Here is a 14,921-nt window from a genome sequence, read left to right as displayed (position 1 = left end):
TTGTTTATCGTTCGGGCATATCCGAAGGTTAAAGACATGAAAAAGGCATCGCCACGCAGCCTGGAGGCCACGTGGCGACGCCCCTTTGTCGTCAACCGCGCTTGCGCAGGGTCCGCGTGCCGGTGTCGACAAGATTCTGCGCCGCTTCATCCACGCTGGCGCGACCGAAGGCGAGCGAATCGGCAATCGGACGCATCACGCCGCGGTCGAACTCATTGGCGCCGATGGGGGCGGGCTCGGGATAGGGATCGAGTTTGCCGGACAGGCTCTCGATATAATCCACCGTCTTGCGTTCGGTCTCGTTAAGGCTTGGCAACACCGCCTCACGCACCTTCTTTGCCGGCGGCACGCCGCGCTCGACACCCAGCACCTTGCCGGCATCGAGATCATTGACGAAGAAGTTGATAAACTTCGCCGCCGCTTCCGGATTGGTGGAGGTGGACGAAATGCACCAGATGAGCCCCGGCCGGTAATAATGCCCGGTCGGCTTGCCAGCCCCCTCACCCGGCAGCATGCCGATGGACAGCGTCTTCTTGTTCAGCGCCTGATAACCCACAAGCTGGTTGGAATAGGCAAAACCGATGGCGGAATTGCCAAGCGTCAAGGCGTTGGATTCGATGGTGTTGTCATCACGTGTCTGGATATCGGCGGAAACGCAGAGCTTGTCCTCGCGCAGCTTCTCCCAATAGGCGAACCATTCCTTGGCGTCTTCCTTGTTGAAGCCGATGGTGCCATCCTGAAACAGCAGCTTGCCGCGCTGGCGAAGCCAGACATCGAAGACATAGTGGTAACGCGCACCATAGGGCACCGCCCAGTAATTGCGCCGCGCCGGGCCGTTCTTCTTGAAATCGCGCGCCAGTTCCGCAAGCGCCGTCCAGGTGATCTGCCCTTCCGGCATGGAAACGCCGGCTTCCTTCAGCGTCTCGGCATCGTACATCATGCAGAAGGAGTTGAGCCCCAGACCGACGCCGTAAAGCTTGCCGTCAATGCGGCAAAGATCGATCTCGCTCTTGCCGAAGCTGGAAAGATCAAGCGCCGAGCCGACGAACTGGTCCAGTTCCATGCAGGCGCCACGGCCGGAATAATCGGCGATGGTGGATGGTTCCAGCTGGAAGATATCGGCGACATTGCGTCCGGCCATCGAGGTCGCAAGCTTTGTCCAGTAGTCGGAGCCGGCGATCATTTCGCCGCTCACCACCGTCTGCGAATCGGCCTTCTGGTAAAGGGCGATAACGTCATTGGTGCGCTTGTTGCGATCGGCTGATCCCCACCACACGCAACGAAGCCGTGTCTCGGCCGCCAGCGCGCTAAAACCGCCCGCCGCAACCCCAAGACCGGCCAGCGCCGCCGTCACCAAAAATCCACGTCTGTCGATAGTTTGCATCTGCTCCTCCCGCGTTTTGCAAATTTTTCACTGACTACTTAATTCTTGCAAATTTTCTGTATTTGCAATATTTGCATCATAATAGATTTTTTTGCAAGCGCAGGAGACGACATGAACGATACGCCCGACATCAGCCGCCCGCGCCAGTCGGATATCGCCCAGCGCGCCGGTGTTTCCATCAGCACCGTCTCTCGTGTTCTCGCCGGGGAAAAAGGCATCAGCGCTTCGATCCAGACAAAGGTTCTGGGGGTTGCGGCGGAACTCGGTTATCCGCTGCGGCCGGTCATCAGCCAGGCCGGCGGCGTGCCGCTGGAGGGCAAGAAGGTTCTCGCCCTCATGTCCGCCGAGAGGGCAACCGGCGATATCGGCGCTTTTTATCACGATATTTTCGACATGTTGCGCAGCCTCGCCCAGACGGACGGGTTTGAACTCGATATCCGGCTGCTGCACCAGAAACAGGTGGATGACGCGCTGACACAGCGGGTCTGCGAGGCGGACGGCCTTCTTGCCATCGGCCTCGACCCTGAAGAGGAAATCATCCACCGCATCACACAGGGTGTGCTGCAGCCGGTTCTGGTCAACAGCGCCGACCCCTCGATGACGCTGGATTGTGTTTCGCCCTCCAATTTTTACGGCGGTGCGATGGCGGCGCGGCGGCTTCTGGAACTCGGCCACCGCAAGGTCGCCTATATCGGCCCGCACCACCGCCACACCATACGCGAGCGCATGCGCGGCTTCCGCCACACCATCCTCGAACAGGAGGGAGCCATTTATGAGGAGTTCCTGCTGACGACGGTGGATAGCGGCTTTGGACAGGCGGGCGACGCGGTTCGCCAGCTACTGGCCAAAAACCCCGATCTGACAGGCATTTTCTGCATGAATGATGCGATTGCGCTCGGCGCGCTTGGGGCAGCACAGGAGCTTGGCCTTGGCGTACCGGATGATCTTTCCATCATCGGTTTCGATGATCTGCCCTTTGCCGAACTCTCCACCCCTCGCCTCAGCACCATCCGCGTCGACCGCCGCGAAATTGCCCGCGAGGCCGTGGAACTGATGCGCCGCCGGCTGACGGAACCTTCCGCCAATGCCCGGCAGGTGCAGCTGGGCGTGCAGCTGGTGGAAGGACAGACCGCCGGACAGGCGAAAAAGACGGGAAAGGCGATACGTAATGCATGATGCGGCAAACAATGATCCGATGACCCGTTTCAATCCGCTCCATGGTAATCCGCTTAAAACCCGCGCCGATGTCAGGAAGGCGCTGGATGACAGTTTCGCACCGCTTCTGCCCTATTTTTCGCAAAGCGGCGCAAGGGTGACACTTAGCGGCACTGCCGCGCATTTTGACCGGGCAGCGGCCGATCTGGAAGGATTTGCCCGGCCGCTCTGGGGCATCGCGCCGCTGGCGCTCAGCGGCGACAGCTTTGAGCATTGGCCGCTTCTGGCGAAAGGCATCGCCAACGGCACCGATCCCGCCCATCCCGATTATTGGGGCGACGTGCGCCAGAAGGATCAGCGGCTGGTGGAACTTGCAGCTCTGGGCTTCGCGCTTCGGCTTGCACCGCAACATCTTTGGGAACCCCTCTCCGACACGCAGAAAGACAATGTCCGCCGCTATCTGCTGACGGCGCGCGAGCGCAATTATGCCGACAATAACTGGAAGTTCTTCCGGGTGATGGTCGACATGGCGCTCGATCATCTCGGCATAGATTTCGACCGCGGCCTGACGGAAACCTTCAAGGCGGAGCTGGACGGCTTCTACATTGCTGACGGCTGGTATCGGGACGGCGATTATCGCCGCATCGACCACTATATCGCCTTCGCCATGCATTTTTACGGCCTGATCTACGCGAAACTCAGCAAGCCTGACGATGCTTATGCCGACCGTTACCGTGAACGCGCCCGCCTGTTTGCCGGGGATTTTGCCAGCTGGTTCGATGAGGATGGCGGGGCGCTCGCCTTCGGCCGGTCCATGACCTATCGTTTCGCCTGCGGCGGCTTCTGGGCCGGCCTTGCCTTTGCCGGTGAAGAGGCCCTGCCCTGGGGCGAGATCAAGGGCCTTTATCTGCAGCATCTGCGCTGGTGGGCGCAAAAGCCGATCGCCGATCGCGACGGCGTTCTCTCCATCGGTTACGCCTATCCGCAGCTGACCATGTCGGAAAGTTACAATTCGGCCGGTTCGCCCTATTGGGCCTTCAAGGCCTTCCTGCCGCTCGCCTTGCCGGAAAGCCACCCCTTTTGGCAGGCGGAAGAAAAGCTGCCCGAAACCTCCACCAAACCACGGCCGCTCATTCACCCCGGCATGGTGATAATGCGGACCAAAGGCAACGTCACGGCACTTTCCAGCGGGCAGGAAACCCTGTCCATGCGCGGCGGGTCGGAGAAATATGCCAAATTCGCCTATTCCTCCCGTTATGGTTTTGGTGTGGAAGTGGATGAGCGCGGCTTCAAGACCAATGGTTTTGACAATATGCTGGCCTTCTCTGACGACGGCCTGCATTACCGCGTGCGCGAAACCAACGAAAAGGTTCTGCTGGCCGGGGACAATCTGCGGGCGACATGGAAACCATTCCCCGATGTCGAGGTTGAAACGACGCTGGTTGCCGCCGGCGACTGGCACATCCGGCTGCATCGGATCACCACCGCCCGGCCGCTTTCCGTGACCGAAGGCGGCTTCGCCATCAATCGCAACGACGGCGACAGCGATGCCGTAACCGAGACAGCCGGCCATGCATCGGCGGATTGCGGCACCGACATTTCCGCGATCATCGATCTCGGCTCCGCCATATCCCGCCAGGGCATCGCACTGAAGGCGCTGCCCAATACTAACCTCGTCAATGCCAAAACCACGGTGCCGCAATTGCGCGGGGACATTCCAGCCGGCGAAACTCTGCTTGCCTGCGCCGTCTTTGTGGGGCTGGCCGGGCCAGAAAGCAAAAAAGCCCTGGCAGCTGTTCCAGCGCTCCCGGATATCAAGGCGCTCGACCGCCTGTTTGCAGAGCACGGCGTCCCGGTCAGCAGCATGGCGGCGACGGGAGAGCCACGATGACGAGCCCGCTTCCGCGTCTCAGCCTTGCCATGGACCCGGAGCGGACACAGCATGTGCTGACACCACAGGCGCTCGAAAGGCTGTCGCAGAGCGTTGAAATCATCGGTATCAGCCGGATCCGCGACTTTCACGATCCATCGGTAAAAGACCAGCTGGAACGGACGGATATTCTCCTGACCGGCTGGGGCTGTCCCGATATCGGCGCGCGGGAACTGGCTTTGATGCCACGGCTCAAGCTGATTTCCCATGCCGCCGGCACGGTGAAATATTTCCTCTCGCAGGCGGTCTTTGAGCGCGGCATCACCGTGTGCAGCGCGGCGGAAGCCAATGCGCAGCCGGTTGCCGAATTTACGCAGGCGATGATCCTGCTTGCCGGCAAGCGCGTATTCAGCTTCCGACGGCTTTATGGAAACGATCGCGGGCGGGAAAACGTCGATCGCCTGCAATCGCAGGCCATCGGCAATCTCGGACGGACGGTCGGGGTGGTCGGCGCATCGCGCATCGGGCGTCGGGTCATCAATCTGCTAAAACCCTTCGATCTCGACATCATCCTTTTCGACCCGTTTTTGAGCGCAACAGAGGCGGAGCGCCTTGGCGTGCGGCTGGTATCGCTTGATGCGCTGATGGCAATGAGCGACGTCATTTCGCTGCATGCGCCGTCGCTGCCGCAGACCCGGCATATGATCGGCGCGGAAGCGCTCGCCCGGATGAAGGACGGCGCAACCCTGATCAACACGGCACGTGGTGCGCTCGTCGATGAAGAGGCGCTGCTGGCGGAACTGAAAACCGGGCGTATCGAAGCCGTCATCGATGTCACCGATCCGGAAGTGCCGCCACCCGATTCTGCCTTCTACAGCCTGCCCAACGTCTTCCTGACACCGCACATCGCCGGCGCCGTAGGCCTCGAACGCGCCAGGCTGGGCGACATGGCAATCGCGGAAATCGAACGCTTTTGCCAGGGCGCGGCACTTGAACAGCAGGTGCGGCCGGAACATCTGGAACTGATCGCATGAGAATCTTCGAGCCGGGCCTGTGCTCCGTCACCTTCCGCTCCCTGTCTCCGCAGGCCGTCATCGACCTTGCCGCCGCAAACGGCATCAAGGCAATCGAGTGGGGCGCGGATATCCATGTGCCGGCAGGCGATCTCGACAATGCAAGGGATGTGGCCGAGCGGACGGCAAATGCGGGCCTCACTGTCTCCTCTTACGGCTCCTACATCTTCGCGCCAGACTTTACGCGGCAAGATTTGACCGCCGTTCTCGAAACCGCCAAAGCACTCGGCACCGGCCATATCCGCATCTGGCCGGGCCAACGCAAACGGCCCTCCACGGACTACTCTCCCGCCGAGCGCCGCAGGGCCACCGAGGCACTGGCAGAAATCGCCCGCCATGCGCAAGATTACGGCATGACGATTGGCCTCGAATATCACCCCAATTCACTGACGGACACCCTGTCTTCGGCCCTGCAACTGGCACAGGATTTGGCCATGCCCAACCTCTTTTTCTACTGGCAGCCGGCACCCGGCCTGCCGCTCGAAAAGGCTCTCGCTGAAATATCGGAAATCGGCTCACGCATCTGCCATCTGCACGTCTTTGCATGGCTTGCCGACACCAGCCGTCTGCCGCTTGCCGACCGCGCCGATTATTGGCGGTCGTGTATCGAGGCGTTACCGCAGAGCGAATGGACGAAACCGGCTTATGCAATGCTGGAATTCGTCAAAGGTGACGATGTCGGCCAGTTTGCGGAAGATGCGGTGACGCTACGCGCGATCCTCGCAGGTCATACCGATTAGTGCACGATTGCAACTTCACACGCGACGTCATCCTCGGCCCTGCGCCGGGAATCTAATCACGTTGAACAAAATCAACACTTTGAAAATCCTCGGGACAGGCCCGAGGATGATAAACGCAAGCTTTGCGGACTTCGTTAGCCGCCCTGTGGTGAGACAGCTCTCACCCACCCACTCTCATATCCGCCGCCCATCCGCCCCGAACAGATGCGTCTTCGCCAGATCAAACGCAAAGGGAATGGTCTCGCCGATGCAGATTGGGCGCTGGCCGTCCAGCAGCACGGTGGCCGGTTGGCCGTCGGGGGTGTTGGTGTAAACCACCGTCGAGCCGCCCAGATGTTCCACGAGCTGGATGGAAGCCTCGCCGAGCGAGGATTGCGCCTGCGGGTTGACGTGTTCGGGGCGCACGCCGAAGGTCAGTGGTTCGCCTTCGCCGGCAGCAACCGGCTTTTCCAGCACGATGCGCTGGCCGGCCACCTCGATGGTGCGATTGGAACTGTCGCCTGAAACCACTTTGGCGGAGAGGAAGTTCATCTTCGGCGAGCCGATGAAGCCGGCCACGAACTGGTTGGCGGGATTATTGTAGAGATCGAGCGGGCGGCCGACCTGCATGATGCGGCCGTCACGCAGGACGACGATCTTGTCGGCCATGGTCATGGCTTCCACCTGGTCATGCGTCACATAGATCATGGTGCTGCCGAGCGTCTGGTGCAGCTTGGCGATTTCGACGCGCATCTGCACGCGCAGTTCGGCATCGAGGTTGGACAGAGGCTCGTCGAAGAGGAAGATTTTCGGCTCGCGCACGATGGCCCGGCCGATGGCGACACGCTGGCGCTGGCCGCCCGAAAGTGCCTTCGGCTTGCGCTGCAATAGCGGGCCGATCTGCAGGATATCGGCGGCCTTCTGCACCCGCGCCTCGACTTCCGGTTTTTTGTAGCCCGCGGTTTCCAGCCCGAAGGCGAGGTTCTTGTAGACACTCATATGCGGATAGAGCGCATAGGACTGGAAAACCATGGCGATGCCGCGCTTGGAGGCGGCTGTTTCGTTGACCCTTTCGCCGTCGATGCGAAGATCACCCTCGGAGATTTCCTCCAGCCCGGCAATCATGCGCAAAAGCGTGGATTTGCCACAGCCCGAGGGGCCGACAAAAACGGTGAATTCACCCGGCTCGATCTTGAGATCAATGCCGTGAACGACCGGAAAAGCGCCGAACCGCTTGACGATTTTTTCCAGAGTAATGCTGCTTGCCATGCTGTTTCTCCCGACTGTCGCGCCGCGCCAAGGGCGGCCGCGACAGTGTTGATGGTCTTATAAAATGCGTTCTCGGTCCGGTTCCCTCGGTTCAGCGTTTCATTCCCGTCGTGGCGATGCCTTCGATCAGCAGCCGCTGGAAAAACAGGAAGAACAGGAAGACCGGCACCAGTGACAGGTTGGACATGGCGAAAAGCGAGGTCCAGTCCGAGCTGCCGGTGGAATCCACGAAGGATCTGAGGCCGAGCTGCACGGTGTAGGTGTTGATGTCGTTCAGATAGATCAGCGGACCGAAGAAATCGTCCCAGGTCCAGATGAAGGAAAAGATGGCGGCCGTCGCCAGCACCGGCAGCGACAGGGGCAACATGATCTTCCAGTAGATGCGGAAGGGCGAGCAGCCATCCATGACAGCCGCCTCGTCCAGTTCACGCGGGATACCGCGGAAGAACTGCACCATCAGGAAGATGAAGAAGGCATCCGTCGCCAGATATTTCGGCACGATCAGCGGCAGCGAGGTGTTCACCCAGCCCATTTCCAGAAACAGGATATATTGCGGGATGAGCACGACGTGATAGGGCAACATCAAGGTGCCAAGCATCAGCGCGAACCAGAAATTGCGCCCACCGAACCGCAGCCTTGCAAAGGCGAAGGCGGTGAGCGAGCAGCCGACCACATTGCCGATGGTGGCGAGCACCGAGATGAAGAAGGAGTTCCAGAAGAACTGCCCGAAACTCACCTGCAGCCCGGTCCAGCCACGGATATAACCGCCGATATCGACCGACGAGGGAATGAGCGAGGAAGAACCGAACAGCTCATCCTGTGGCCGGAACGAACCTGAAATCATCCACAGGATCGGATAGAGCATCGCAAAGGAAGCGATGATCAGCGCGGTGTGGAGCATCACCGATTTCAGCGGCGTACGTTGCGGGCCTTGTCCGGGCCGAGGGGCGGTAACAGCGTCAGTCATCGTAATGCACCCAGTATTTCGCGCTGAGGAACGAGAAGGCCGTGAACAGCGAGATGATGATCACCAAAATCCAGGCAAGCGCCGAGGCATAGCCCATGCGGAAGAAACCAAAGGCTTCCTGATAGAGGTAGAGCGTGTAGAACAGCGTCGAGTTGATCGGCCCGCCGGTGCCTTCGGAAATGATGAAGGCGGGTGTGAAGGCCTTGAAGGCATCGATCGTCTGGATCACGGCGTTGAAGAAGATCACCGGCGTCAGGAGCGGCAGGGTAATGCGGAAGAACTGCCGCACCTTGCTTGCACCGTCGATTTCGGCGGCTTCATACATATCCTGCGGGATTTGTCTCAGACCCGCGAGGAAGATGATCATCGGCGAACCGAACTGCCAGACGGACAGGATGACCAGCGTGTAGATCGAATAATCCGGGTTGGAAATCCAGCTCGGTCCTTCATAACCGAAAGCCTGCCAGAGGATCATGTTGACGAGGCCGTCGGAGGCGAAAAGCTGGCGCCAGAGCACGGCAATGGCCACGCTGGAACCCAGCAGCGACGGAAGATAGAAGATCGCCCGGTAGAGCGTCAAACCCTTGATGCCGCGATTGAAGGCAAGCGCCACCAGCAGGGCGAAGATGAGCTTCAGCGGCACCGACAGCAGCACATAGGTAAACGTCACCTGCATGGCCGCTGCAAATTTCGGATCATCGGTGGCGATGCGCACATAGTTTGCCGCCCCCACCCAGTCCGGCGACTGCAACAGGTCATAATTGGTGAAAGACAGGTAAAGCGACGCGAGCGCCGGGCCCAGCGTGAGGCCGAAGAAGCCTATCAGCCAGGGCAGAAGAAACAGGTAGGCGTGAATATTGCGGTCGAACATCCGCTTCACGCTGCCCCGCTTCGGGAGAGCCGCGCCACGGCTCTCCCCCACAAGAGTTTCAGATCGAAAGGCCATACGCCATCACTTCCGTTTGATAACGGTTTCAGATTCCTTGACGAGACGGTCACCGCCCTCTTCAGGCGAAATCTTGCCGAAGCCGACTTCCTCCGCCGTGCGTTTCAGGACAAAGGCGAACTCGCCTGCGCCCGGAGGCGGCGCTGGCGGCAGATCGCCGACGCCGGGGGTAATCTCGGCAATATATTCCACCATGCTCTTGCTGACCTCATCGAGCTTGGGGGTAAGCGCGTTACGCATGGACTCCGAGGCCGGAACGCCGCGTTCGACACCGAGGATATCGATGCCCTGTGGTTCGGCGACGAGGAAGTTGATGAAACCGACCGCCTGTTCAATGCCGGCGCTGCCATTGGCAACGCTGATGAGCATCGAGGGTTTCAGATAATGGCCGGACGGACCATCCTTCGCGCTCTTCGGATAGGCGCTGATCGCCAGTTTGGACTTATTGAGCGCCTGATATCCCACGAACTGGTTGGAATGGGCAAAAGCGGTCGCCGCCTTGCCTGTCGTCAACGGGTTGGTCTCGATATTGAGCTGGTCCAGCGCCTGAACATCGGCCGGCACACAGGCGCCGCTTTTGCGCAGATCCGCCCACATGGTGAACCACTTGGTCGCATCCGTCGGATCAAAGCCGATGCCGCCATCCTGCGTATAAAGCGATTTACCGTTCTGCCGCAGCCAGTTCTCGAAGCTCGGCTCCACGCCGCTGGCATCGGCCGTGGCATAATAACCGGGTTTCGGCTTGTTCTTGCTGAGCTTGGCGGCGTTTTCGGCGAATTCTTCCCAGGTCTGCCCCGTCGCCGGCGGCGTCGCGCCGGATTTTTCCCAGGCCGCCTGATCGAAGAAAACGGCGCTGGAATTGACGCCGAGATTAATGCCGTAAAGCTTGCCATCGACCCGGCCGGAATCGATGTTCATCTTGCCGAAATCTTCGATCTTCAGGCCCTTGCCGATATATTCATCGAGCGGTGCAAGCGCGCCGCGACGGCCATATTCGAAGATGTAACGATAATCCATCTGGATCAGGTCAGGCGCGTTGCGGCCCGCCACCTGCGTGGCAAGGCGCGGCCAGTAATCACTCCAGCCGGCAAATTCACCGGCAATATCGAGATCCGGCTTGACCTGCTTATAGGCCGATATCGCCTTGTTGGTGCGATCGGCGCGTTCCTGCGACCCCCACCACAACATGCGAAGGCGCGCGGCCTGCGCCTGCGCCGACCCTCCTCCCAATGTTGCAAGCGACAGGGCCGCAAGCCCTGCTGAAAGCACACCTCTCCTGTGAAGCATCATGGGCATTGGCAACTCCTCCCTATTGACTGCCAATTGATGATGAACGTAAACGACACTTGCCGTTTTATAACTAATTGGTTACATGGGAACACTGATCGCAAACATTGTCAAGCGGGTGCTGAAATGGAAGAAACGACAAAAAACCAGCCACTCGATCCGGCTTCGGAAAAAGCGCCTGCGCCCAAGCGCAAACGCGCCACCGCACAGGTGCGAAACCCTGAAAGAACCCGTGCCGCCATCCTTGAAGCCGCCCGCCGCGAGGTGGCCGCCAAGGGGCTGGCGGGGGCTCGAATCGATGTCGTCGCCCGCCGCGCCGGCACCAACAAGCGGATGATCTATCACTATTTCGGCGACAAGGATGCGCTTTATCTCGCCGTTCTGGAAGACGCCTATCGGCATATTCGCCACACCGAAAGGCGACTCGACCTCACCCGCAAGCCCCCTTCGGAGGGCTTGCGGGAGCTTGCGCTTTTCACCTGGCATTATTTCCTCGATCACCCCGAATTCCTGAGCATCCTCGCCACCGAAAACCTCAATAAAGCCCGCTATCTCAGGCAATCCCCGACAATTGCCGCCATGCATTCGAATTTCATTTCGGAGCTGGAAGAGGTGCTGCGGCGCGGCAGCGACGCCGGCGAGTTCCGTGACGGTCTCGATCCGATCGACGTCTATCTGACCATCGCTTCACTCGGCGCTTTCTATCTTTCGAACCGGTTCACGCTGTCGACGATCTTCCAGCGCGACCTGACCGACCCTGCCGAACTGGAAAGATGGGGCCAGCACATCGTCGACACGCTGCTTGCTGCAGTGCGGCCAGTCTGAGCCGGTAGAACCGAATTCCCGTTTAACAACAGCGACGACGCGCTTTCGCATCCGCGAAGCGCGTCGTTTTCTTTTGCGGCGCGGTGAAGAAGGCGAACGACGGCCTCTCTCGAAATTCGAATTTTGTCCGCCAAAAACACCTTGACAGATCGCATCCTTCACGACCACAAATAACCAAATGGTTACAAATTGCCATGTTTGACGGAAGCGGCTTTCGGGGAAAGGCCGCCTTGGGAGGAAATTCATGAAACGTATCGGCGTCATCATGCACGGCATCACCGGCCGCATGGGTTACAACCAGCATCTCGTTCGCTCCGTTCTCGCTATTCGCGATCAGGGCGGCGTGCTTTTGAAGAACGGCGAAAGGGTCATGCTTGACCCCATTCTGGTCGGCCGTAACGGCGCAAAGATCGAGGAAATCGCGAAAAAGCATAATGTTCCCCGCTGGACGACCGATATCGATGCGGCGCTTGCAAACCCTGACGATACGCTGTTCTTCGATGCCGGCACGACGCAGATGCGCGGCAGCCTGCTGGAGAAAGCCATCAAGGCCGGCAAGAACGTTTATTGCGAAAAGCCGATTTCCGACACCATGGAAGAGGCGCTGGCGATTGCCCGCCTCGCCGAAAGCGCCGGTATCAAGCACGGCGTGGTGCAGGACAAGCTGTTCCTGCCCGGTCTGCGCAAGCTCGCCATGCTGCGGGACAGCGGATTTTTCGGCAAAATCCTCTCGGTGCGCGGCGAGTTCGGTTATTGGGTTTTTGAAGGCGACTGGCAGCCGGCGCAGCGCCCGTCATGGAACTACCGCCTGAAGGATGGCGGCGGCATCATTCTCGATATGCTGTGCCACTGGCGTTATGTGCTCGACAATCTGTTCGGCCCGGTGAAATCGGTGAGCTGCCTCGGCGCCACCCATATTCCGGAACGTTTCGATGAGCAGGGCAAAGCCTATAAGGCGGATGCGGACGACGCGGCCTATACCACTTTCGAACTGGAAGGCGGCGCCATCGCCCACATCAATTCCTCATGGGCGGTGCGGGTGCGCCGCGACGATCTCGTCACCTTCCAGGTGGATGGCACCCATGGTTCGGCGGTGGCGGGCCTGACCAAATGCTTCACCCAGCACCGCACCAATACACCGAAACCGGTGTGGAACCCCGACCAGCCGCAGACCATCGATTTCTACAAGACCTGGCAGGAAGTGCCTGACAATGTCGTCTATGACAACGGCTTCAAGGCGCAATGGGAAATGTTCGTGCGCCATCTGGTGGACAATGACCCATGGCCCTACGGGCTGATGGAAGGTGTGAAGGGCGTGCAGCTTGCCGAACTGGGGCTGAGATCGTGGAAGGAACGCCGCTGGCTCGACGTTCCCGCAATCTCTTGAGGAGGCTGACGTGAGCGAACTCAAGCTTCCGAAGGACGACCGTAGTATCGAGGTCTACAAATTGTCCGGCACGCCCGTCGCGGTTGAAAAACGAAGTGCTGCGGATTTCAACCGCGTCGCTTTCGCCGCCGCCCATGTGGTGGCCGATCCGTTTGCCGATAATGACCCGTGGTTGACCCCCGCCATCGACTGGGACGCGACGCTGCGCTTCCGTCACCGTCTGTGGGACCTTGGCCTCGGTGTCGCCGAGGCCATGGATACGGCGCAGCGCGGCATGGGGCTGGCCTGGCCGCAGGCGCAGGAACTGATCTCCCGTTCGCTGAGGGAAGCAGCCAGCCGCAAGGATGCGCTGATTGCCTGCGGTGTGGGCACAGACCATCTTGATAGTGGCGGTTATGATCTAAACCAGATTATCGACTCTTATCTGGAACAGCTTGATTTTGTTCAGGGAGAAGGCGGGCGCGTTATCCTGATGGCAAGCCGCGCGCTGGCCGCTGCTGCCCGCTCGCCGGATGATTATCTCAAGGCTTATGCCAGGGTGCTTTCCCGCGCCGAGCAGAAAGTGGTGATCCACTGGCTGGGTGAGATGTTTGACCCGGCGCTTGAGGGTTACTGGGGTTCCGGTGACCACATGCAGGCCATGGAAACCTGCCTTGCCATGATCGAGGAAAATGCCGACAAGATCGACGGCATCAAGATTTCGCTTCTTTCCAAGGAAAAGGAAATCGTCATGCGCCGCCGCCTGCCGGCTGGTGTGCGCATGTATACCGGCGACGACTTCAACTATGCCGAATTGATCGCCGGTGACGAACAGGGGCACTCGGACGCTCTGCTCGGCATTTTCGACGCCATTGCGCCGGCCGCCTCCAAGGCTCTCGCCAGCCTGAAGCGTGGCGCGGACAACGAGTTCTTCCATATTCTGGAGCCGACGGTGGCACTGTCGCGCCATATCTTCAAGGCGCCCACCCGTTTCTACAAGACTGGCGTGGTGTTTCTCGCCTATCTCAACGGGTTGCAGGAGCATTTCACCATGGTTGGTGGGCAGGAAAGCACCCGCTCCACGCAGCATTTCGCCGAGCTTTTCCGGCTGGCGGACAAGGCCAATGTGCTTGCCGAACCGGATCTCGCAACGCACCGCATGAAGGCGTTTCTTTCGGTCCGGGGCATTGGCTGAGGCAGCAGAACCAGGGGAGATATCGATATGAGCCTTGAGGGCCTTTCCATCAATTTCGCCACCGTGCGCCAGGGCGGTGCTTTTGGCGCCATCGTTGATGCCTGCCTTGCCCATGGCATCACCGCCATTTCGCCCTGGCGCGAACAGGTGCACGGCGTCGGGCTCGCGGAAGCCGCCCGCATTGTCGAACAGAACGGCCTGCGCCTCAGCGGCCATTGCCGCGGCGGCTTTTTCCCCGCGCCCGATGCGGAAGGCCGCCGCCGTGCCATCGAGGATAATAAACGCGCCGTCGATGAAGCGGCCGCCATGAAGGCCGATTGCCTCGTGCTTGTCGTGGGTGGCCTGCCCGCCGGCTCCCGCGATCTGAAAGGCGCGCGGCAGATGGTGGAAGACGGCATGGCCGAACTTCTGCCCTATGCACGGGACGCCGGCGTGCCGCTGGCCATCGAACCGCTTCACCCCTTTTACGCCGCCGAGCGCGCCTGCTTCAACACACTGAAACAGTCGCTCGATCTCTGCGACCGGCTGGGGGCCGGCACTGGTGTCGCCATCGACGTTTACCACGTCTGGTGGGACCCGGAACTGGAGGAACAGGTGGCGCGGGCCGGCAGGAACGGGCAAATCCTTGCCCATCACATCTGCGACTGGCTGGTACCGACCGCCGATCCGCTCAATGATCGCGGCATGATGGGTGACGGCGTGATTGACCTGAAGGCATTTCGCGCCATGATCGAGGCCGCCGGCTTCCACGGCCCGCAGGAAGTGGAAATCTTTTCGCATCGCTGGCAGGCACGGCCAATGGACGAGGTTCTGTCCACGGTGGTCGAGCGTTTCAAGACTGTTTGTTGAGATATCCGGGAGAGAG

General features: G+C 60.0%; 13 protein-coding genes. 8 read left to right on the top strand and 5 right to left on the bottom strand.

What is annotated here, in order from left to right:
• Positions 1-91: 91 nt before the first annotated feature.
• Complete coding sequence (locus N434_RS20330; RefSeq protein WP_110760065.1) at positions 92-1,384, bottom strand: ABC transporter substrate-binding protein; 1,293 nt, start codon at positions 1,382-1,384, stop codon at positions 92-94.
• Between the two features lie 111 nt (positions 1,385-1,495).
• Here N434_RS20330 and N434_RS20325 point away from each other — a divergent pair, with 111 nt between their 5' ends.
• The 4 genes from N434_RS20325 to N434_RS20310 are packed head-to-tail and all read left to right on the top strand — an operon-like array spanning position 1,496 to position 6,222.
• Positions 1,496-2,560, top strand: coding sequence for a LacI family DNA-binding transcriptional regulator (locus tag N434_RS20325; RefSeq protein WP_110760064.1), 1,065 nt, complete (start codon positions 1,496-1,498; stop codon positions 2,558-2,560).
• Positions 2,553-4,430, top strand: coding sequence for a DUF2264 domain-containing protein (locus N434_RS20320; RefSeq protein WP_110760063.1), 1,878 nt, complete (start codon positions 2,553-2,555; stop codon positions 4,428-4,430). The genes N434_RS20325 and N434_RS20320 overlap by 8 nt, the downstream gene beginning before the upstream one ends.
• Positions 4,427-5,443, top strand: a complete 1,017-nt coding sequence (locus N434_RS20315; protein ID WP_110760062.1) for a hydroxyacid dehydrogenase — start codon at positions 4,427-4,429, stop codon at positions 5,441-5,443. Before N434_RS20320 ends, N434_RS20315 begins: the two co-directional genes overlap by 4 nt.
• Positions 5,440-6,222, top strand: coding sequence for a sugar phosphate isomerase/epimerase family protein (locus tag N434_RS20310; protein ID WP_110760061.1), 783 nt, complete (start codon positions 5,440-5,442; stop codon positions 6,220-6,222). Before N434_RS20315 ends, N434_RS20310 begins: the two co-directional genes overlap by 4 nt.
• Before the next feature lie 174 nt (positions 6,223-6,396).
• Here N434_RS20310 and N434_RS20305 read toward each other — a convergent pair whose 3' ends face one another.
• From N434_RS20305 to N434_RS20290, 4 genes are all read right to left on the bottom strand, one after another.
• Complete coding sequence (locus N434_RS20305) at positions 6,397-7,470, bottom strand: ABC transporter ATP-binding protein (protein ID WP_110760060.1); 1,074 nt, start codon at positions 7,468-7,470, stop codon at positions 6,397-6,399.
• A gap of 91 nt (positions 7,471-7,561) precedes the next feature.
• Positions 7,562-8,437, bottom strand: coding sequence for a carbohydrate ABC transporter permease (locus N434_RS20300; RefSeq protein WP_065116512.1), 876 nt, complete (start codon positions 8,435-8,437; stop codon positions 7,562-7,564).
• Positions 8,430-9,308 (bottom strand): carbohydrate ABC transporter permease, encoded by an 879-nt coding sequence (locus N434_RS20295; RefSeq protein ID WP_225245840.1) that lies wholly within the window; start codon positions 9,306-9,308, stop codon positions 8,430-8,432. Before N434_RS20295 ends, N434_RS20300 begins: the two co-directional genes overlap by 8 nt.
• 81 nt (positions 9,309-9,389) lie before the next feature.
• The gene (locus tag N434_RS20290; RefSeq protein WP_110760059.1) at positions 9,390-10,679 is read right to left on the bottom strand and encodes an ABC transporter substrate-binding protein; all 1,290 of its coding nucleotides are present in this window, start codon (positions 10,677-10,679) and stop codon (positions 9,390-9,392) included.
• 117 nt (positions 10,680-10,796) lie between these two features.
• On the opposite strand from N434_RS20290, the gene N434_RS20285 reads away from it, so the two are divergent.
• From N434_RS20285 to N434_RS20270, 4 genes are all read left to right on the top strand, one after another.
• The gene (locus N434_RS20285) at positions 10,797-11,495 is read left to right on the top strand and encodes a TetR/AcrR family transcriptional regulator (RefSeq protein ID WP_110760058.1); all 699 of its coding nucleotides are present in this window, start codon (positions 10,797-10,799) and stop codon (positions 11,493-11,495) included.
• Between the two features lie 244 nt (positions 11,496-11,739).
• A complete protein-coding gene (locus tag N434_RS20280; protein WP_181424033.1) occupies positions 11,740-12,882 on the top strand; it encodes a Gfo/Idh/MocA family protein in 1,143 nt (380 codons plus the stop codon).
• Between the two features lie 10 nt (positions 12,883-12,892).
• Positions 12,893-14,056 (top strand): dihydrodipicolinate synthase family protein, encoded by a 1,164-nt coding sequence (locus tag N434_RS20275; protein WP_110760057.1) that lies wholly within the window; start codon positions 12,893-12,895, stop codon positions 14,054-14,056.
• A 27-nt stretch (positions 14,057-14,083) separates the two neighbouring features.
• Complete coding sequence (locus N434_RS20270) at positions 14,084-14,905, top strand: sugar phosphate isomerase/epimerase family protein (RefSeq protein WP_110760056.1); 822 nt, start codon at positions 14,084-14,086, stop codon at positions 14,903-14,905.
• Positions 14,906-14,921: the final 16 nt, after the last annotated feature.

The sequence above is a fragment of the Rhizobium sp. UGM030330-04 genome, from assembly GCF_003208455.1.
Classification (GTDB): Bacteria; Pseudomonadota; Alphaproteobacteria; order Rhizobiales; family Rhizobiaceae; genus Agrobacterium; species Agrobacterium rhizogenes_A.
This window is presented reverse-complemented; position numbering and strand designations above follow the sequence as displayed.

What these genes read in the sequence shown, in the direction of transcription:
- N434_RS20300 (WP_065116512.1), bottom strand. Translation starts at nt 8,437, where the DNA reads ATGACTGACGCTGTTACCGCCCCTCGGCCCGGACAAGGCCCGCAACGT.
- N434_RS20280 (WP_181424033.1), top strand. Translation starts at nt 11,740, where the DNA reads ATGAAACGTATCGGCGTCATCATGCACGGCATCACCGGCCGCATGGGT.
- N434_RS20320 (WP_110760063.1), top strand. Translation starts at nt 2,553, where the DNA reads ATGCATGATGCGGCAAACAATGATCCGATGACCCGTTTCAATCCGCTC.
- N434_RS20295 (WP_225245840.1), bottom strand. Translation starts at nt 9,308, where the DNA reads ATGTTCGACCGCAATATTCACGCCTACCTGTTTCTTCTGCCCTGGCTG.
- N434_RS20310 (WP_110760061.1), top strand. Translation starts at nt 5,440, where the DNA reads ATGAGAATCTTCGAGCCGGGCCTGTGCTCCGTCACCTTCCGCTCCCTG.
- N434_RS20285 (WP_110760058.1), top strand. Translation starts at nt 10,797, where the DNA reads ATGGAAGAAACGACAAAAAACCAGCCACTCGATCCGGCTTCGGAAAAA.
- N434_RS20330 (WP_110760065.1), bottom strand. Translation starts at nt 1,384, where the DNA reads ATGCAAACTATCGACAGACGTGGATTTTTGGTGACGGCGGCGCTGGCC.
- N434_RS20325 (WP_110760064.1), top strand. Translation starts at nt 1,496, where the DNA reads ATGAACGATACGCCCGACATCAGCCGCCCGCGCCAGTCGGATATCGCC.
- N434_RS20305 (WP_110760060.1), bottom strand. Translation starts at nt 7,470, where the DNA reads ATGGCAAGCAGCATTACTCTGGAAAAAATCGTCAAGCGGTTCGGCGCT.
- N434_RS20315 (WP_110760062.1), top strand. Translation starts at nt 4,427, where the DNA reads ATGACGAGCCCGCTTCCGCGTCTCAGCCTTGCCATGGACCCGGAGCGG.
- N434_RS20290 (WP_110760059.1), bottom strand. Translation starts at nt 10,679, where the DNA reads ATGCCCATGATGCTTCACAGGAGAGGTGTGCTTTCAGCAGGGCTTGCG.
- N434_RS20270 (WP_110760056.1), top strand. Translation starts at nt 14,084, where the DNA reads ATGAGCCTTGAGGGCCTTTCCATCAATTTCGCCACCGTGCGCCAGGGC.